Annotated in this window: 11 protein-coding genes and 2 pseudogenes; 12 read left to right on the top strand and 1 reads right to left on the bottom strand. The window is 69.1% G+C overall.

Annotated features, from left to right (window positions below):
* Nucleotides 1-413 precede the first annotated feature (413 nt).
* The 4 genes from dnaN (at nt 414) to ACILSK_RS14470 (ending at nt 4,696) form a co-directional block, all read left to right on the top strand.
* A complete protein-coding gene (gene dnaN, locus ACILSK_RS14485) occupies nt 414-1,607 on the top strand; it encodes a DNA polymerase III subunit beta (protein ID WP_395727868.1) in 1,194 nt (397 codons plus the stop codon).
* 31 nt (nt 1,608-1,638) lie between these two features.
* Complete coding sequence (gene gnd, locus ACILSK_RS14480; RefSeq protein ID WP_395727867.1) at nt 1,639-2,550, top strand: phosphogluconate dehydrogenase (NAD(+)-dependent, decarboxylating); 912 nt, start codon at nt 1,639-1,641, stop codon at nt 2,548-2,550.
* A gap of 121 nt (nt 2,551-2,671) precedes the next feature.
* Entirely contained in the window at nt 2,672-3,964 is a 1,293-nt protein-coding gene (gene recF / locus ACILSK_RS14475) for a DNA replication/repair protein RecF (RefSeq protein WP_395727905.1), read from the top strand.
* Between the two features lie 129 nt (nt 3,965-4,093).
* The gene (locus tag ACILSK_RS14470; RefSeq protein ID WP_395727866.1) at nt 4,094-4,696 is read left to right on the top strand and encodes a DUF721 domain-containing protein; all 603 of its coding nucleotides are present in this window, start codon (nt 4,094-4,096) and stop codon (nt 4,694-4,696) included.
* A 127-nt stretch (nt 4,697-4,823) separates the two neighbouring features.
* On the opposite strand, the gene ACILSK_RS14465 is transcribed toward ACILSK_RS14470, so the two are convergent.
* A complete protein-coding gene (locus ACILSK_RS14465; protein WP_395727865.1) occupies nt 4,824-5,474 on the bottom strand; it encodes a hypothetical protein in 651 nt (216 codons plus the stop codon).
* A 532-nt stretch (nt 5,475-6,006) separates the two neighbouring features.
* On the opposite strand from ACILSK_RS14465, the pseudogene gyrB (ACILSK_RS14460) reads away from it, so the two are divergent.
* From gyrB (ACILSK_RS14460) to ACILSK_RS14425, 8 genes and pseudogenes are all read left to right on the top strand, one after another.
* Nucleotides 6,007-8,012, top strand: a pseudogene (gyrB, locus tag ACILSK_RS14460) (DNA topoisomerase (ATP-hydrolyzing) subunit B).
* A gap of 252 nt (nt 8,013-8,264) precedes the next feature.
* Nucleotides 8,265-9,879, top strand: a pseudogene (locus ACILSK_RS14455) (DNA topoisomerase (ATP-hydrolyzing)); the annotation flags it as partial.
* A gap of 1,151 nt (nt 9,880-11,030) precedes the next feature.
* Nucleotides 11,031-13,037, top strand: coding sequence for a DNA topoisomerase (ATP-hydrolyzing) subunit B (gyrB, locus tag ACILSK_RS14450; RefSeq protein WP_395727864.1), 2,007 nt, complete (start codon nt 11,031-11,033; stop codon nt 13,035-13,037).
* Nucleotides 13,038-13,290: 253 nt separating this feature from the next.
* Nucleotides 13,291-15,723, top strand: coding sequence for a DNA gyrase subunit A (gene gyrA / locus ACILSK_RS14445; RefSeq protein WP_395727904.1), 2,433 nt, complete (start codon nt 13,291-13,293; stop codon nt 15,721-15,723).
* Nucleotides 15,724-15,800: 77 nt separating this feature from the next.
* Nucleotides 15,801-16,265 carry a DUF3566 domain-containing protein gene (locus tag ACILSK_RS14440; protein WP_395727863.1) on the top strand — a complete coding sequence of 155 codons (465 nt, stop codon included), beginning with the start codon at nt 15,801-15,803 and terminating at the stop codon, nt 16,263-16,265.
* 41 nt (nt 16,266-16,306) lie between these two features.
* Nucleotides 16,307-17,179 (top strand): bile acid:sodium symporter family protein, encoded by an 873-nt coding sequence (locus ACILSK_RS14435; protein WP_395727862.1) that lies wholly within the window; start codon nt 16,307-16,309, stop codon nt 17,177-17,179.
* A gap of 235 nt (nt 17,180-17,414) precedes the next feature.
* Nucleotides 17,415-18,098 (top strand): hypothetical protein, encoded by a 684-nt coding sequence (locus ACILSK_RS14430; protein WP_395727861.1) that lies wholly within the window; start codon nt 17,415-17,417, stop codon nt 18,096-18,098.
* Between the two features lie 215 nt (nt 18,099-18,313).
* Entirely contained in the window at nt 18,314-18,742 is a 429-nt protein-coding gene (locus ACILSK_RS14425) for a hypothetical protein (RefSeq protein WP_395727860.1), read from the top strand.
* Nucleotides 18,743-18,866 lie beyond the last annotated feature (124 nt).

Here is an 18,866-nt window from a genome sequence, read left to right as displayed (position 1 = left end):
AATCGCCGCGCCCGCTCCACAAAGCCGCGCAGCCGTCCCGCCCACCGTCAAGGTGCTGTCCACGTCCGCGACACGCGACGCCGCCTGCGCCGACGCCGGGGAATCCACAGCGTCCACACCGCCTACTACTGCTACTGGTTATTTCTCTTCAGGAGATCTTTAGAACAACAGGCTTGGGGATGAACGGTCGCCCCGCGGATCCGCGGGTGGTCGGGGCCCGCGCCGCCCCGCGGCCCGACGCCACCCCGCCGCGAACGGGGCCGGCCGATGGTCGTACGGTGGACGCCCGGCCTTCGCCCGGCCCGCGAACGATGTGATTTCCCCGTGACACACCGCCCGCCGGTCGCTCCGCCGGCACCCGCCCGCCACCTGCCCGCCCTTCGATCGCCCGGACGCGACTCATGGAGGTCTCGATGAAGTTCCGCGTCGCCCGCGACGACCTGGCCGACGCCGTTGCCTGGGTGGCCAAGTCGCTGCCGGCCCGGCCGCCGGTGCCGGTCCTCGGCGGCATCCTGCTGCAGGTGGACGGCTCGACGCTGACCGTCGCCGGCTTCGACTACGAGGTCTCGACCCGCGCCACGCTCTCGGTGGATGCCCTGGACGAGCTGGACGCCGACGCCGGCGAGGCCGGTACCGACCGCGTGCTGGTCTCCGGTCGCCTGCTCGCCGAGATCACCCGGGCGCTGCCGGCCAAGCCGGTCGACCTCGCGGTGGTCGGCCCCAAGGTCAGCATCGTCGCCGGCTCCGCGAGGTTCACCCTGCCGACCATGCCGGTCGAGGACTACCCGCCGCTGCCGCAGATGCCCGACGCCTCCGGTGCGGTGGACAGCGCCGAGTTCGCCGAGGCGGTCGCCCAGACCGTCATCGCCGCGGGCCGGGACGACACGCTGCCGATGCTGACCGGCATCCGGATCGAGATCGATGGCGACCGGCTGACGCTCGCCGCGACCGATCGCTTCCGGCTGGCCGTTCGCGAGCTCGGCTGGCGACCGGACCGCGCCGAGCTGTCCACTGCGGTGCTCGTGCCCGCCCGCACATTGGCCGACGCGGCCAAGACGCTCGGTGGCGCCAAAGAGGTCACCGTCGCCCTCGGCGACGGACTGCTCGGGCTGCAGGCCGGCGATCGCCGCACGACGGTTCGGCTGCTGGACGTGGAGTTCGTCAAGTACCGGTCCCTGCTGCCGACGTCCCAGACCACCAGCGTCGAGGTACCGGTGTCCGCCCTGGGCGAGTCGATCAAGCGGGTCGCCCTGGTCACCGACCGCGGGCATCACCTGCGGCTCCAGGTCGGCGCCGGTTCGCTGACCCTGACCGCGGGCGGCGACGACGAGGGTCGGGCGGAGGAAGACCTGCCCGCGCAGGTGGACGGCGACGAGTTGCTCATCGCGTTCAACCCGACCTACCTGCTCGATGGCCTGGGCGTGGTGCATGCGGAGACCGTCCGCATCTCGTTCACCACGTCCGCGCGACCGGCGCTGCTGGTGCCGGTGGTCGGCGGCGATGCGGAGTCGGCGGATGCCGGGTCAACGGACGTCGACGCCGATGGCGTCGGGGCCGCCACCCCCGCGTACCGGTACCTCGTCATGCCGGCGCGTCTGCCCGGCTGACCACGCGCTCGCACTCTCCGGAAGGGTCATCATGCAGCTCGGACTCATCGGCCTCGGCAAGATGGGCGGCAACATGGCGCAACGGCTGCGCCAGGACGGTCACCGGGTGGTCGGCTTCGACCGCAGCCCGGGCTCGCCCCGGGACGTCAACTCGCTCGAGGCCCTGGTCGCTGCACTCGGTTCGGACGGGTCGCCGCGCGTGGTGTGGGTCATGGTGCCGGCCGGCGAGCCGACCCGGGCGACCGTCACCGCGCTGGGCGAGCTGCTGGCGGCCGGCGACGTGATCATCGACGGCGGCAATTCCGAGTATGTGGACGACAAGGCACACGCCGCCGCCTTGGCGCCCAAGGGCATCCACTACCTGGACTGCGGCGTGTCCGGTGGGGTGTGGGGGCTGACCGAGGGCTATGCCCTGATGGTCGGCGGCGAACCGGAAGCCGTGGCCGTCGCGATGCCGATCTTCGACTCGCTCAAGCCGCCGACCGGCGGGTTCGTGCACGCCGGGCCGGTCGGCGCCGGCCACTTCGTCAAGATGATCCACAACGGCATCGAGTACGGCATGATGCAGGCCTACGGCGAGGGCTACGAGCTGATGAAGGCCGTCGACTGGGTCACCAACCCGGACGAGGTGATGGCCTCCTGGCAGCAGGGCACGGTGATCCGGTCCTGGCTACTCGACCTGCTGGTTCGGGCCCTGGACCAGGACCCGGGCCTGAGCACCATCCGCGGCTACGCCCAGGATTCCGGCGAGGGCCGATGGACCATCGAGGCCGCGATCGAGAACGCGGTGCCGATGCCGGTGATCACCGCGGCCCTGTTCGCCCGGTTCGCCTCCCGGCAGACCGACTCGCCGACGATGAAGGTGGTCGCCGCCCTGCGCAATCAGTTCGGTGGGCACCCGGTCGGCCAGGAGGGCTCCGACGCCGCGGTGCCGACCGCCTGACCGGCCGCGCTCCGTCTCGCCGGGAACCGCCCACCTGCGCAAGAGGTAGGTCCCTCTCAATCCACCCGCCTCCGCACCTGCCCTTTGTTCACGTCAATGATGGAAAGGGGTGCCCGCGGCGGTGTACGTGCGGCACCTCCAGCTGACCGACTTCCGGTCCTGGGCGTCGGTGGATGTGCCGTTGGCCCCCGGCGTCAACGTGCTGGTCGGGCGCAACGGCACCGGTAAGACCAACCTGATGGAAGCACTGGGGTACCTGGCGACCCTGGGCTCGCACCGGGTGGCCACCGACGCCCCGCTGGTCCGGTCGGGCACGCCGCGGGCGGTGATCCGGGCCGCCGTGGTGTCCGCCGGGCGTGAACTGCTGCTCGAGCTGGAGATCGCCCGCGACCGGCGCAATGCCGCCCGGATCAACCGGGCGCCGCTGACCCGGCCCCGCGACCTGCTCGGCGTGCTGCGGACGGTGCTGTTCGCGCCGGAGGACCTCGTCCTGGTCCGCGGCGACCCGACCGAGCGACGCCGGTTCCTCGACGAGGTGCTCATCATGCGGGCGCCACGCCTGGCCGGCGTGCGGTCGGACTACGACCGCGTCCTCAAGCAACGCAATGCCCTGCTCAAGAGCGCCGGGGCCGCCCGCCGGGGCGGCGACCTGTCCACCCTGGACGCCTGGGACGAGCACCTGGTCGCGGCCGGCGCCGAGCTGGTGCACGCCCGGTTGACGCTGGTGGCGGCGCTGCGACCGCGGGTCGTCGCGGCCTATGCCGATGTCGCCGGGTCCGACCAGGTGGTCGACCTGGTCTACCGGTCGACGATCCCGCTCGACGAGCCGCCGGTGCCGGACCCGGAGTCGGTCGAGCCGGTCGCGGAGCCGGTTGCGCACACGGGCACGAACGACGGCACGGACGAGGACGCCGACCCGGCCGGCGCGGAGACCGCGGTCGCCCCGGGGGCGGCGGTTGCGCCGGAGGGTGGGGCCGACCCGATCGGCGTCCCCGACCCGACCGGCGTTCCCGACCGCGATGAGCTGGCGGCGGCGATGCTGGTGGAGCTCGGCCGGATGCGGTCGCGTGAGATCGAGCGCGGGATCTCGCTGGTCGGTCCGCACCGCGACGACCTGGATCTGCTGCTGCGTGGCGACCCGGCGAAGGGATATGCCTCCCACGGCGAGTCCTGGTCGTTCGCGCTCGCCCTGCGGCTGGCCTCGTTCGCCCTGCTCCGCTCCGACGGGGTGGACCCGGTGCTGATCCTGGACGACGTCTTCGCGGAACTCGATGTCGGTCGTCGCGACCGGCTCGCCGGCCTGGTCGCCGATGCGGAGCAGGTGCTGATCACGGCCGCGGTCGGCGCCGACGTGCCGGCCGCGCTCGGTGGGGTTCGCCTCGCGGTCGCCGGCAGCACCGTCGCGCCGTCCTGAGCCGACCAGACCGCCGGCAACCATGACCGGTGGGCCGGCTGGACCCGGGTGAACCACCGGTGCCGCGATCGACCGGGGATCGGGGTGCCGGCCGACGGCGTGTCGCGGCGGGCGGGGAACAATGGCCGGATGCCTGACGAACCCGCCGCCCGCCCGGCCGGCACCGGTGCAGCCGGGCGGTCCACCGCCCCCCGGCCGGCCGACGTCCCGGGGCCGTCCGGGCCGCGTGGCGCGGACCTGGCCCGGGACGCCTTGGCGGCGGCCCGGGCCGGCAACGCCGCCCGGCGCAAGGCCGCCGGCCGGGCCGCCCGCACCTCGGGCGGGTCCGCCGCGCGGCTGAAGCGCCGCCGGTGGTCCGGTGCCGGACCCGACCCGGCCCGCGACCCGCAGGCGTTGGGATCCACCATGCGCACCTGGGTGAAGGCGGCCGGGGCCGGCGCCGATCTGACCAGGGCGACGTTGTTCGGCCGGTGGGCCGCCATCGTCGGTCCGGAGGTGGCCGGCCGCTGCACCCCGACATCGCTGGTCGACGGCGAACTGGTGCTGCAGGCCGAATCCACGGCCTGGGCCACGCAGATCAGGCTGCTGGCCCCGCAACTGGTGGCCAAGATCAACGCCGAGCTCGGAAGCCGGACGGTGCTGCGGATCCGGGCCAACGGGCCGGCGGGGCCGTCCTGGCGGTTCGGGGTCCGGCACGTCCGCGGCCGCGGCCCCCGGGACACCTACGGCTGACCCGGCCATGGGGACCACCGCGCGGATCAACCGACCCCGAATGTGACCGGTGAGCAGCGAGTTGGCGACTTGATCCGCGCCGACGCAGTTGATCCGCGCGGGAGAGGTGCGGGTGGGTGCGGATCGATCAAAGGGCCGGGCCCGACCCGCCGCCGAACCACATCAGGTGGGCGCGCCGGTTGTACCCGCCGCTGAGCCCGTTCCGCAGCGCCCACCGGGCGGGCCCGCTGAACCCGCCCGTGACGTGCTGCGCCAGCTGTGGGGGCAGCTCGTCGAGCAGCCAGAAGTAGCGGTAGGCCGCGGCGGTGGGCCGCTGGGTGGGCAGATCCCGCAGCCGGACCACGGTTCTTTCGGTGCAGGCAGGTTCCGACCCGGAGTCGCCCCGGGAGGCTGCGCGCGACGCGTCGACCGCTGCCGCCGCGACCTCGACGGCGGCTCGCAGGTCCGCCCGCCGAAGCGGATCCCGGGACCAGAGCCGGGACTCATGGCGGAGCCGGGACAGGGCGGCCGGCTGCCGGCCGGGCGCATCGCCGGCCGGTCGGGCCTGCTCGACCAGGAACCCGACGTGCCCGATCAGGGCCGCGCGCCGCACCTGCGTGACGGGCCCGCCGAGGACGCCGCCCAGCCGGTCGAGATCCCGGGCCACGGCGAACATCGTGATGGTGCGGCGCCGCTGGGCACCGTCGAGCCCCGGTGCCGGAGTGAACGGCGTAGCCGGGCCGAGCGGCGGTGCCGTGGCGGCGGCGTCGCCCCGCGCCTGACTCAGGTCCAGGGTCACGATCGTGTTGTCCTCTCGCTTGCGGCGACCCGGTGGGCCCACCGGAAAGGTGCGCCGGCGGCGCGGGGCTCGAGCCCAGACCGGATGTAACTCCGGTCCGGGTGTCCGAGTGCGGTAGGCGCACCGGTGATACCCGGAAAGGCCCTCGGATTCGCCCGGAGCGGCGCCGACGACCACGGCGGAGGCCGGTCACTATCGGCGCTTCCCGCCGGACCCGCCACGGCATCCCCAGGCATCGGTATTGCCGTGCTGAGCGCCCGCGTACCGGTAGACTCAGGAAGGCTTCGTCCGCAAAGGACCCTGAGATCGCCGCAGACGGATCGAGCGATTCGCTCCGATCCGCCCGCCGACACTGTCGGTGGACGTCGGCGGCCGGGCTCGGCGCGACCGTCGCCCCCGAGCGCTTCCGCCGGCCGATCGGAGCGTCCCGAGCCCGCCAAGGGTGCGGTGGCGCCTCCTGGATCCCTCGACCGACGCCCGTGCCCGGGCCGCAGCGAGCATTAGAGCGAGCACAGGAGCGACGGGCAGATCCGTGACAGCGAAGAAGAGCGAGTACGGCGCATCCTCGATCACCGTCCTGGAGGGGCTGGAGGCCGTCCGCAAGCGGCCCGGCATGTACATCGGATCGACCGGTGAGCGCGGTCTGCACCACCTGGTGTGGGAGGTCGTGGACAACGGCGTCGATGAGGCGATGGCGGGGTACGCCGACAAGGTCGAAGTGATCATGCGGGCCGACGGCGGCGTCACCGTCATCGACAACGGCCGCGGCATTCCCGTGGAGATGCACCCCAAGGAGAAGCGACCGACCGTCGAGGTCGTGCTGACCGTGCTGCACGCCGGCGGCAAATTCGACTCCGACGCGTACGCGGTCTCCGGCGGTTTGCACGGGGTGGGGGTGTCCGTCGTCAATGCGCTGTCCACCCGGCTCGACGTGGAGATTCACCGCGACGGCAAGGCGTACGCGCAGAGCTACCACAAGGCCAAACCCGGCCCGCTGGAGACTCTTGGAGCCAGCTCACGGACCGGGTCGTCGGTGACCTTCTGGCCGGACCCGGACATCTTCGAAACCACCGAGTTCAAGGTGGAGACGATCAGCCGCCGGCTGCAGGAGATGGCGTTCCTGAACAAGGGCCTGACCATCACCCTGCGCGACGAGCGACGCACCGAAGTCGAATTGGAAGAACTGGCTGAGAGCGGTGCCACCGCCGTTCCGGCATCCGCGGAATCGCCGACGAAGGTCTGGAAGCCGCTGGAGAAGTCGTTCCACTATCCGGGTGGGCTGGTCGACTACATCAAGCATCTGAACCACACGAAGGACCCGATCCACCCGTCGATCATCGGCTTCGAGGTCAAGGGCGAGACGATGGAGGTGGAGGTCGCGATGCAGTGGAACTCGTCCTACAACGAGTCCGTGCATTCCTTCGCCAACACCATCAACACGCATGAGGGTGGCACCCACGAGGAGGGATTCCGCGCGTCGCTCACCTCTCAGGTGAACAAGTACGCACGGGACAAGAAGCTGCTCAAGGAGAAGGACTCGAACCTGGACGGCAGCGATGTCCGCGAGGGCCTGGCCGCGATCATCTCGATCCGGCTGCGCGAGCCGCAGTTCGAGGTCAGACCAAGGGCAAGCTCGGCAATACCGAGGCCAAGTCGTTCGTGCAGACCGCCTGCAACGAGTGGATCTCCGACTGGTTCGAGCGGAACCCCGCCGAGGCAAAAACCATTATCAGCAAGGCTGTCTCGTCGGCCCAGGCGCGGGATGCCGCCCGGAAGGCGCGAGATCTGGTGCGTCGCAAGGGTGCTCTCGAGATCGGCGGGCTCCCGGGGAAGCTCGCCGACTGCCGGTCCACCGACCCGAGCCGTTCGGAGCTGTACATCGTCGAGGGTGACTCGGCCGGCGGGTCGGCCAAGTCCGGCCGGGACTCGATGTTCCAGGCCATCCTGCCGATCCGGGGCAAGATCATCAATGTGGAGAAGGCCCGGATCGACCGGGTGCTGCGCAACACCGAGGTGCAGTCCCTGATCACCGCGTTGGGTACCGGGATCCACGACGACTTCGACCTGGCCAAGCTGCGTTACCACAAGATCGTGTTGATGGCCGATGCCGATGTCGACGGCCAACACATCCGCACGCTGCTGCTGACCCTGCTGTTCCGATTCATGCGCCCGTTGGTGGAGGCCGGCCATGTCTACCTGGCCCAACCGCCGCTGTACAAGATCAAGTGGAGCAAGGGTGCGCACGAGTTCGCCTATTCCGATCGCGAGCGTGACGGCCTCATCGCCGAGGGTGAGCGGGCGAACCGCCGGTTGATCAAGGACGAGGGCGTGCAGCGGTACAAGGGCCTGGGCGAGATGAACGCCAAGGAGCTGTGGGAGACCACCATGGATCCGGCCAACCGGCTGCTGTTGCAGGTGACGCTGGAAGACGCGGCCACCGCCGACGAACTGTTCTCCGTGTTGATGGGTGAGGATGTCGAGGCCCGTCGGGCTTTCATCACCCGGAACGCAAAGGACGTTCGTTTCCTCGACCTGTGAATGGCATGGGAAGCCGGTGTGTCCGTTGCGTGAACAACCCACCCCGATCGAGAGCTGCGTCACACGATGAGCCCAATAAGTGGCGCCGGCCGCGACGAAAAGCGCGTTCACCGAGCTATGCACAGCAATCATCCACATGTGGATATGTCCCCGTCAGCGTGACGGTTTCGTGATATTCGAAGGGCACTCGTCGTGACAGGTCCCGACTCAGGCGAACACGATCGCACCGAGCCGATCGATATCCAGCAGGAGATGCAGCGCTCGTTCATCGACTATGCGATGAGCGTGATCGTCTCCCGGGCACTGCCGGACGTCCGGGACGGGCTCAAGCCCGTGCACCGCCGGGTTCTGTACGGGATGTACGACTCGGGGTTCCGCCCGGACCGTTCGACGGTGAAGTCCTCCCGGGTGGTCGGCGACGTGATGGGCAACTATCACCCGCACGGCGATTCGCCGATCTACGACACCGTCGTCCGGATGGCCCAGCCGTGGTCGCTGCGCTACCCGATGATCGACGGTCAGGGCAATTTCGGGTCGATGGGCAACGATCCGCCCGCCGCGATGCGCTACACCGAATGCCGGCTCACCCAGCTGGCCATGCTCATGCTCGACGGCATCGGCGAGAACACCGTCGACATGGTGCCGAACTACGACAACAAGACCACCGAGCCGACGGTGCTGCCGTCCCGGATTCCCAACCTGCTGGTCAACGGTTCCTCGGGCATTGCCGTCGGGATGGCCACCAACATTCCGCCGCACAATCTGCGTGAGGTCGCGTCGGCCGTCGTCTGGTCCCTGGAAAATCCGGAGGCGAGCGCCGAGGAACTCCTCGAGGCGTCGATGGCCCGCGTGCAGGGCCCGGACTTCCCGACCCGGGCCCTCATCGTCGGCAAGGACGGCATCGCCGACGCCTACCGGACCGGCCGCGGGTCGATCCGGATGCGCGCGGTGGTCAACATCGAGGAGGACGCCAGGGTCGCACCATCCTGGTCGTCACCGAACTGCCCTACCAGGTCAACCCCGACAACCTGGTGGAGGCGATCGCGCAGCTGCACAAGGACGGCAAGATCGCCGGCGTCGCCGACATCGCCGACGAGTCCAGTGACCGGATCGGCATGCGGCTGGTCATCACCCTCAAGCGGGACGCGGTGGCCAAGGTGGTGCTGGCCAACCTGTTCAAGCACACGGCGCTGCAGACCAGCTTCGGGGCGAACATGCTGGCCATCGTCGACGGGGTGCCGCGCACCCTGCGGCTGGACCAGATGATCAGCCTGTACGTCGCGCACCAGATTGAGGTCATCGTCCGGCGGACCCAGTACCGCCTGGACAAGGCCGAGGAGCGCGCGCGCACATCCTGCGCGGCCTGGTCAAGGCGCTCGACATGCTGGACGAGGTGATCGCCCTGATCCGGCGCTCACCGTCGGCCGAGGAGTCCAAGGCCGGCCTGATGGAGCTGCTGACGGTCGACGAGATCCAGGCCACCGCCATCCTGGACATGCAGCTGCGCGGGTTGGCCGCCCTGGAACGGCAGCGGATCATCGACGAGCTGGCCGAACTCGAACGGGTCATCGCCGATCTGCGGGACATCCTGGCCAAGCCGGAGCGGCAGCGGGCGATCATCCGGGACGAACTCAACGAGGCGGTCGACAAGCACGGCGACGATCGACGCACCCGGCTGATCCCGTACGACGGCGACGTCTCGATCGAGGACCTGATCGCCGTCGAGGACGTGGTGGTGACCATCACCCGCACCGGCTACGCCAAGCGGACCAAGACCGACCTCTACCGGGCCCAGCGGCGGGGCGGCAAGGGCGTGCAGGGCGCCGCGCTCAAGCAGGACGACATCGTGGCGCACTTTTTCGTGTGCCACATCAGGTGGGCGCGCCGGTTGTACCCGCCGCTGAGCCCGTTCCGCAGCGCCCACCGGGCGGGCCCGCTGAACCCGCCCGTGACGTGCTGCGCCAGCTGTGGGGGCAGCTCGTCGAGCAGCCAGAAGTAGCGGTAGGCCGCGGCGGTGGGCCGCTGGGTGGGCAGATCCCGCAGCCGGACCACGGTTCTTTCGGTGCAGGCAGGTTCCGACCCGGAGTCGCCCCGGGAGGCTGCGCGCGACGCGTCGACCGCTGCCGCCGCGACCTCGACGGCGGCTCGCAGGTCCGCCCGCCGAAGCGGATCCCGGGACCAGAGCCGGGACTCATGGCGGAGCCGGGACAGGGCGGCCGGCTGCCGGCCGGGCGCATCGCCGGCCGGTCGGGCCTGCTCGACCAGGAACCCGACGTGCCCGATCAGGGCCGCGCGCCGCACCTGCGTGACGGGCCCGCCGAGGACGCCGCCCAGCCGGTCGAGATCCCGGGCCACGGCGAACATCGTGATGGTGCGGCGCCGCTGGGCACCGTCGAGCCCCGGTGCCGGAGTGAACGGCGTAGCCGGGCCGAGCGGCGGTGCCGTGGCGGCGGCGTCGCCCCGCGCCTGACTCAGGTCCAGGGTCACGATCGTGTTGTCCTCTCGCTGCGGCGACCCGGTGGGCCCACCGGAAAGGTGCGCCGGCGGCGCGGGGCTCGAGCCCAGACCGGATGTAACTCCGGTCCGGGTGTCCGAGTGCGGTAGGCGCACCGGTGATACCCGGAAAGGCCCTCGGATTCGCCCGGAGCGGCGCCGACGACCACGGCGGAGGCCGGTCACTATCGGCGCTTCCCGCCGGACCCGCCACGGCATCCCCAGGCATCGGTATTGCCGTGCTGAGCGCCCGCGTACCGGTAGACTCAGGAAGGCTTCGTCCGCAAAGGACCCTGAGATCGCCGCAGACGGATCGAGCGATTCGCTCCGATCCGCCCGCCGACACTGTCGGTGGACGTCGGCGGCCGGGCTCGGCGCGACCGTCGCCCCCGAGCGCTTCCGCCGGCCGATCGGAGCGTCCCGAGCCCGCCAAGGGTGCGGTGGCGCCTCCTGGATCCCTCGACCGACGCCCGTGCCCGGGCCGCAGCGAGCATTAGAGCGAGCACAGGAGCGACGGGCAGATCCGTGACAGCGAAGAAGAGCGAGTACGGCGCATCCTCGATCACCGTCCTGGAGGGGCTGGAGGCCGTCCGCAAGCGGCCCGGCATGTACATCGGATCGACCGGTGAGCGCGGTCTGCACCACCTGGTGTGGGAGGTCGTGGACAACGGCGTCGATGAGGCGATGGCGGGGTACGCCGACAAGGTCGAAGTGATCATGCGGGCCGACGGCGGCGTCACCGTCATCGACAACGGCCGCGGCATTCCCGTGGAGATGCACCCCAAGGAGAAGCGACCGACCGTCGAGGTCGTGCTGACCGTGCTGCACGCCGGCGGCAAATTCGACTCCGACGCGTACGCGGTCTCCGGCGGTTTGCACGGGGTGGGGGTGTCCGTCGTCAATGCGCTGTCCACCCGGCTCGACGTGGAGATTCACCGCGACGGCAAGGCGTACGCGCAGAGCTACCACAAGGCCAAACCCGGCCCGCTGGAGACTCTTGGAGCCAGCTCACGGACCGGGTCGTCGGTGACCTTCTGGCCGGACCCGGACATCTTCGAAACCACCGAGTTCAAGGTGGAGACGATCAGCCGCCGGCTGCAGGAGATGGCGTTCCTGAACAAGGGCCTGACCATCACCCTGCGCGACGAGCGACGCACCGAAGTCGAATTGGAAGAACTGGCTGAGAGCGGTGCCACCGCCGTTCCGGCATCCGCGGAATCGCCGACGAAGGTCTGGAAGCCGCTGGAGAAGTCGTTCCACTATCCGGGTGGGCTGGTCGACTACATCAAGCATCTGAACCACACGAAGGACCCGATCCACCCGTCGATCATCGGCTTCGAGGTCAAGGGCGAGACGATGGAGGTGGAGGTCGCGATGCAGTGGAACTCGTCCTACAACGAGTCCGTGCATTCCTTCGCCAACACCATCAACACGCATGAGGGTGGCACCCACGAGGAGGGATTCCGCGCGTCGCTCACCTCTCAGGTGAACAAGTACGCACGGGACAAGAAGCTGCTCAAGGAGAAGGACTCGAACCTGGACGGCAGCGATGTCCGCGAGGGCCTGGCCGCGATCATCTCGATCCGGCTGCGCGAGCCGCAGTTCGAGGGTCAGACCAAGGGCAAGCTCGGCAATACCGAGGCCAAGTCGTTCGTGCAGACCGCCTGCAACGAGTGGATCTCCGACTGGTTCGAGCGGAACCCCGCCGAGGCAAAAACCATTATCAGCAAGGCTGTCTCGTCGGCCCAGGCGCGGGATGCCGCCCGGAAGGCGCGAGATCTGGTGCGTCGCAAGGGTGCTCTCGAGATCGGCGGGCTCCCGGGGAAGCTCGCCGACTGCCGGTCCACCGACCCGAGCCGTTCGGAGCTGTACATCGTCGAGGGTGACTCGGCCGGCGGGTCGGCCAAGTCCGGCCGGGACTCGATGTTCCAGGCCATCCTGCCGATCCGGGGCAAGATCATCAATGTGGAGAAGGCCCGGATCGACCGGGTGCTGCGCAACACCGAGGTGCAGTCCCTGATCACCGCGTTGGGTACCGGGATCCACGACGACTTCGACCTGGCCAAGCTGCGTTACCACAAGATCGTGTTGATGGCCGATGCCGATGTCGACGGCCAACACATCCGCACGCTGCTGCTGACCCTGCTGTTCCGATTCATGCGCCCGTTGGTGGAGGCCGGCCATGTCTACCTGGCCCAACCGCCGCTGTACAAGATCAAGTGGAGCAAGGGTGCGCACGAGTTCGCCTATTCCGATCGCGAGCGTGACGGCCTCATCGCCGAGGGTGAGCGGGCGAACCGCCGGTTGATCAAGGACGAGGGCGTGCAGCGGTACAAGGGCCTGGGCGAGATGAACGCCAAGGAGCTGTGGGAGACCACCATGGATCCGGCCAACCGGCTGCTGTTGCAGGTGACGCTGGAAGACGCGGCCACCGCCGACGAACTGTTCTCCGTGTTGATGGGTGAGGATGTCGAGGCCCGTCGGGCTTTCATCACCCGGAACGCAAAGGACGTTCGTTTCCTCGACCTGTGAATGGCATGGGAAGCCGGTGTGTCCGTTGCGTGAACAACCCACCCCGATCGAGAGCTGCGTCACACGATGAGCCCAATAAGTGGCGCCGGCCGCGACGAAAAGCGCGTTCACCGAGCTATGCACAGCAATCATCCACATGTGGATATGTCCCCCGTCAGCGTGACGGTTTCGTGATATTCGAAGGGCACTCGTCGTGACAGGTCCCGACTCAGGCGAACACGATCGCACCGAGCCGATCGATATCCAGCAGGAGATGCAGCGCTCGTTCATCGACTATGCGATGAGCGTGATCGTCTCCCGGGCACTGCCGGACGTCCGGGACGGGCTCAAGCCCGTGCACCGCCGGGTTCTGTACGGGATGTACGACTCGGGGTTCCGCCCGGACCGTTCGACGGTGAAGTCCTCCCGGGTGGTCGGCGACGTGATGGGCAACTATCACCCGCACGGCGATTCGCCGATCTACGACACCGTCGTCCGGATGGCCCAGCCGTGGTCGCTGCGCTACCCGATGATCGACGGTCAGGGCAATTTCGGGTCGATGGGCAACGATCCGCCCGCCGCGATGCGCTACACCGAATGCCGGCTCACCCAGCTGGCCATGCTCATGCTCGACGGCATCGGCGAGAACACCGTCGACATGGTGCCGAACTACGACAACAAGACCACCGAGCCGACGGTGCTGCCGTCCCGGATTCCCAACCTGCTGGTCAACGGTTCCTCGGGCATTGCCGTCGGGATGGCCACCAACATTCCGCCGCACAATCTGCGTGAGGTCGCGTCGGCCGTCGTCTGGTCCCTGGAAAATCCGGAGGCGAGCGCCGAGGAACTCCTCGAGGCGTCGATGGCCCGCGTGCAGGGCCCGGACTTCCCGACCCGGGCCCTCATCGTCGGCAAGGACGGCATCGCCGACGCCTACCGGACCGGCCGCGGGTCGATCCGGATGCGCGCGGTGGTCAACATCGAGGAGGACGCCAGGGGTCGCACCATCCTGGTCGTCACCGAACTGCCCTACCAGGTCAACCCCGACAACCTGGTGGAGGCGATCGCGCAGCTGCACAAGGACGGCAAGATCGCCGGCGTCGCCGACATCGCCGACGAGTCCAGTGACCGGATCGGCATGCGGCTGGTCATCACCCTCAAGCGGGACGCGGTGGCCAAGGTGGTGCTGGCCAACCTGTTCAAGCACACGGCGCTGCAGACCAGCTTCGGGGCGAACATGCTGGCCATCGTCGACGGGGTGCCGCGCACCCTGCGGCTGGACCAGATGATCAGCCTGTACGTCGCGCACCAGATTGAGGTCATCGTCCGGCGGACCCAGTACCGCCTGGACAAGGCGGAGGAGCGCGCGCACATCCTGCGCGGCCTGGTCAAGGCGCTCGACATGCTGGACGAGGTGATCGCCCTGATCCGGCGCTCACCGTCGGCCGAGGAGTCCAAGGCCGGCCTGATGGAGCTGCTGACGGTCGACGAGATCCAGGCCACCGCCATCCTGGACATGCAGCTGCGCCGGTTGGCCGCCCTGGAACGGCAGCGGATCATCGACGAGCTGGCCGAACTCGAACGGGTCATCGCCGATCTGCGGGACATCCTGGCCAAGCCGGAGCGGCAGCGGGCGATCATCCGGGACGAACTCAACGAGGCGGTCGACAAGCACGGCGACGATCGACGCACCCGGCTGATCCCGTACGACGGCGACGTCTCGATCGAGGACCTGATCGCCGTCGAGGACGTGGTGGTGACCATCACCCGCACCGGCTACGCCAAGCGGACCAAGACCGACCTGTACCGGGCCCAGCGGCGGGGCGGCAAGGGCGTGCAGGGCGCCGCGCTCAAGCAGGACGACATCGTGGCGCACTTCTTCGTGTGCTCGACCCACGACTGGATCCTGTTCTTCACCAACAAGGGACGGGTGTACCGGGCCAAGGCCTACGAGCTGCCCGAGGCCAACCGCAACGCCCGTGGGCAGCACGTGGCCAACCTGCTGGCCTTCCAACCGGATGAGCGGATCGCCGAGGTCATCCAGATCCCGCACTACCTGGCGGCGCCGTACCTGGTGCTGGCCACCAAGGGCGGTCTGGTCAAGAAGAGCGAGCTGGCCGCGTTCGATTCCAACCGGGCCGGCGGCATCGTCGCCATCAATCTGCGCGACGACGACGAACTGGTCGGCGCGGTGCTGTGCGACGCCGCGGCCGACCTGCTGCTCATCTCGGCCGAGGGCCAGTCCATCCGATTCCACGCGACCGACGAGGCGCTGCGACCGATGGGTCGGGCCACGTCCGGTGTCCTGGGCATGCGATTCAACGCCGGCGATGAACTTTTGTCGATGTCAGTCGTCTACGAGGGGGCGCAGGTGCTGGTCGCAACGGAACGCGGCTATGCCAAGCGCACCGATATCGAGGAGTACCCGGTCCAGGGCCGGGGTGGCAAGGGCGTCTTGACGATTCAGTACGACCGTCGTCGTGGCAAGCTGGTGGGCGCCCTGATCGTCGATCTGGACACCGAGGTGTATGCGATCACCTCGGGCGGCGGGGTCATCCGGACCCAGGCGCGGGAAGTGCGTAAGGCGAAGCGACAAACCATGGGAGTGCGGTTGATGAACCTGTCCGAGGGGGACAGCCTGGTGGCCATCGCCCGGAACGCCGACGACGAGGTCGCGCCGGCCGGTCCCGCCGGGGAATCCTCGTGAGCGCGCCGTCCGGTCCGGGCGCACCCGCGCCGACCGGAACGTCGGGCGGTCCCGGTCCGACCGCCCCCGACGGGTCGATGGCATCCCCCCAGCAGGTCGGCGCCCGTCCGGCGCCGCCGCCTCCGCGCGCCGGTTCCGAGGCCGCCCGCCGGGGGAAGGCCACCCGCCGCCCGCCGCGGCTCGCCTCATTGCAGCTCAAGCGGGTCGATCCGTGGACGGTGCTGAAGATCAGCCTGATCGTGGCGATCGTCATGTTCTTCGTCTGGATGATCGCGATCGGCATCCTGTACCTGACGCTCGGCGCGATGGACGTGTGGGGTCGCATCAACGACACGTTCTCCACGCTGACCTCGACGCCCGACACCCAGGCGGCCGGCAAGACCGACCTGATCACCGCGGGCCGGGTGTTCGGGATCACCGCGATCATCGGGGCGATCAACATCGTGCTGTTCACCGCGCTGGCCACGGTGGCGGCATTCATCTATAACGCGGCGGCCGCGATGTCGGGTGGGGTCGAGCTCACCCTGGGCGAACGCGACTGACCAGTTCACGACCGGGTGTCCGATAAGGCAGACTCTCCGGCATGGGATCAGTGTTCACCACGGTCGCCCTGCCCGTCGCCCTGGCCATCGTCATGCTCGGCCTGGGCCTCGGCCTGAGCCGAGCGGACTTCGAACGGGTCCTGCGGCACCCGAAGGTCACGATCGTCGCGCTGGCCTGCCAGATCCTGGTGCTGCCGGCGATCTGCTTCGTCCTGATCCTGGCGTTCGGTCTGCCGCCGATCCTGGCCGTCGGCATGATGCTGCTCGCCGCCGCACCCGGTGGCACCTCGGCCAATCTGTTCAGCCATCTCTTCCGGGGCGACGTTGCGCTCAACATCAGCCTCACCGCGGTGAACTCGGTGCTCGCGCTGATCACCCTGCCCGTGCTGGTCAACCTGTCCATCGGCTATTTCGGCGCCGGCACCGCGGAGGTCGGAACGCAGGCCAAGACGGCGGTCGACGTGTTCGTCATCGTGCTGTTGCCGGTCATCGTGGGCATGCTCCTCCGGTCCCGGCGCCCGGCCTGGGCCGATCGGATGGAGCGCCCGGTGCGGATCGCGTCGTTCGCGATCCTCGTCGTGGTGCTGCTGGCCGCGATCGCCACCAATTGGAACCTGCTCGCCCAGGAGTTCGGCCGGCTGAGCGTGATCACGGTGCTGTTCTGCCTGCTGAGCCTGACGGTGGGTTTCGCGGTGCCACGATTGTTCGGCGCGCCCCGCCGGCAGGCGATCGCAACCTCGTTCGAGATCGGCATCCACAACGCGACCCTGGCCATCGTCGTGGCGCAGACCGTGCTGGGCTCGACCGAGCTGTCGTTGCCGGCCGCGGTCTACGGGGTGCTCATGCTGCCGCTCGCCTTCGCCTTCGGCACCCTGATCCGGGATCGGTCCGTCGTGCGGCCGGGAGTCGTCTGAGCTGCGCTGTTGCGCTCACTGTGCCGCGCGTTCGCTGGCCCCCGCTGATTGAGGTCCCACTGTCATACCCGCGTCGTGCTCGTTGATGGGACTCGTATCAGCGCGACGACGTGGCGGGGTTTGCGTTCGCGCCGGGCGCGACCGAGTTATCCACAGACGTCGGGATCGAACTATCGATCATGGCCGGCCGCTGCGTATGGTGCGGCAACAACGTCGTCGAAGGGACACCTCGGGCATGGTCAAGCGCACCCGATGGGTGTTGGGCGTTGTGGGGATACTCGCGCTGAGTGGGTGCACCATGTCGAGCGGCGACGCTCCCGCGTCGATCTCGTTGCAGTCGACGGCATCCGCGACGCCGAGTGTGGTGGACCCGTCGACCTATCTGTCGGCGACCCCGAGCGCTATCGATCCTTCCGAACTTGCCCCACCCAGCAGCGATGGCGTTGCGACGAGCAGCGGCGGTGTCAGCCTCGCGCCGTTGCCGGCGGGACTGACCGCCGACCAGATTGCGGATGCCAAGGCTGCGGTCGAGGTGTATCGCGCGTACTGGTCGGTGAGTGACCAGGCGTTGGCTGATCCCACCAATGATTGGGCTCAGCAGATCGCCGCTGTGGCGGATGGGACCGCTGGCGACCTGCTTCTCAACGACATCCATTCATTGGCGAACGCGGGCCGACACACCACTGGTCGGACCGTCGTTGATGCCATGGTGATCAAGGTGGAGCCGGCCAACGTCCATCTGGTCGGATGCGTCGACGTGTCCGGGACGGATGTCGTCGACGCCAACGGCCAGTCGGTCAAGGTGCCTGATGGTCCTGGAACCTACGAGCGGTTCCAGACAGCGACTCAAGTTGGACAGGTGCAGGGCGGCGCTTGGCTTGTCGCGGTCGATACTTTCGACCGGGACTCCACGTGTTGATCTGGGCACCGGTCGTTGCAGTCATGCTGGTGTCGGGATCCCTGGTGACTGGAGCTGCGAACCCCCGGTCAGATCCAGTCAGCTGCAGCGGACGTGTGGCATGCCAGCTCACCGCTACTGGCGCAGGGGCGCCCGGGGCCGGGGGCGATGGCTCCTCAGCCGGCTCGCAACCAGCAGGCGGCGCTCCCTTCGTGCCGGACTGCTGGGAGCAGCCCATGGAGCAACAACCGGAGGCCGAATCGCCGTACTGGGGCAGGGGGAATGCCGGCCAGGGTGAGGTTGTACGGCAGAAGTGCAGCGAAGAGTCGGGTGTCAAGCCGCAGGTCCTGGTCCCCTACTTCCGCGCCTTCGGTGCGGCGGCGGCCCCCGCGGCCCCGCCACCGCCCTCGCCGGAGGTCCTCGCCCAGCAGGCGATCGCCAACCTTTACATTCCGATGCCGAGGATCGGCATCGGTCTGATCGTCGATCCGCGCCAGGATCTGGCGGTCAGCACGCTGGCCGACGAGCCCGACATGGCGGCCCTCCGGTCCGGCCTGGCCCCGCTGCTGCGATCGCCGGGGTTGCCCCGACCGGGTGTGTCCGGATCATGGACCGGGGTCGCCGCCGACCGGGCGGCGTTGGAGAAGGTCCAGGCCGGCCTCTGATCCCGCCGACCCGACCCCGACCCGCGCCAACCGACCCGGGCACATCCGTTGTTGATCATGGGCTCGCGGCCGTTCTGACCGCGGTCAGAGCGGCCACGCGCCCATGATCAACAGGAGTGTGGGG

The sequence above is a fragment of the Nakamurella sp. genome, assembly GCF_044224575.1.
Taxonomy (GTDB): domain Bacteria; phylum Actinomycetota; class Actinomycetes; order Mycobacteriales; family Nakamurellaceae; genus Nakamurella.
The sequence above is the reverse complement of the archived record's forward strand: the minus strand, read 5'-3'. Positions and strand labels throughout refer to the sequence as shown.

Coding starts and splice junctions, on each gene's coding strand:
- ACILSK_RS14470 (WP_395727866.1), top strand. CDS start 4,094: ATGCCTGACGAACCCGCCGCCCGCCCGGCCGGCACCGGTGCAGCCGGG.
- ACILSK_RS14425 (WP_395727860.1), top strand. CDS start 18,314: ATGGAGCAACAACCGGAGGCCGAATCGCCGTACTGGGGCAGGGGGAAT.
- gyrA (WP_395727904.1), top strand. CDS start 13,291: ATGCAGCGCTCGTTCATCGACTATGCGATGAGCGTGATCGTCTCCCGG.
- ACILSK_RS14440 (WP_395727863.1), top strand. CDS start 15,801: ATGGCATCCCCCCAGCAGGTCGGCGCCCGTCCGGCGCCGCCGCCTCCG.
- gnd (WP_395727867.1), top strand. CDS start 1,639: ATGCAGCTCGGACTCATCGGCCTCGGCAAGATGGGCGGCAACATGGCG.
- ACILSK_RS14430 (WP_395727861.1), top strand. CDS start 17,415: ATGGTCAAGCGCACCCGATGGGTGTTGGGCGTTGTGGGGATACTCGCG.
- ACILSK_RS14435 (WP_395727862.1), top strand. CDS start 16,307: ATGGGATCAGTGTTCACCACGGTCGCCCTGCCCGTCGCCCTGGCCATC.
- dnaN (WP_395727868.1), top strand. CDS start 414: ATGAAGTTCCGCGTCGCCCGCGACGACCTGGCCGACGCCGTTGCCTGG.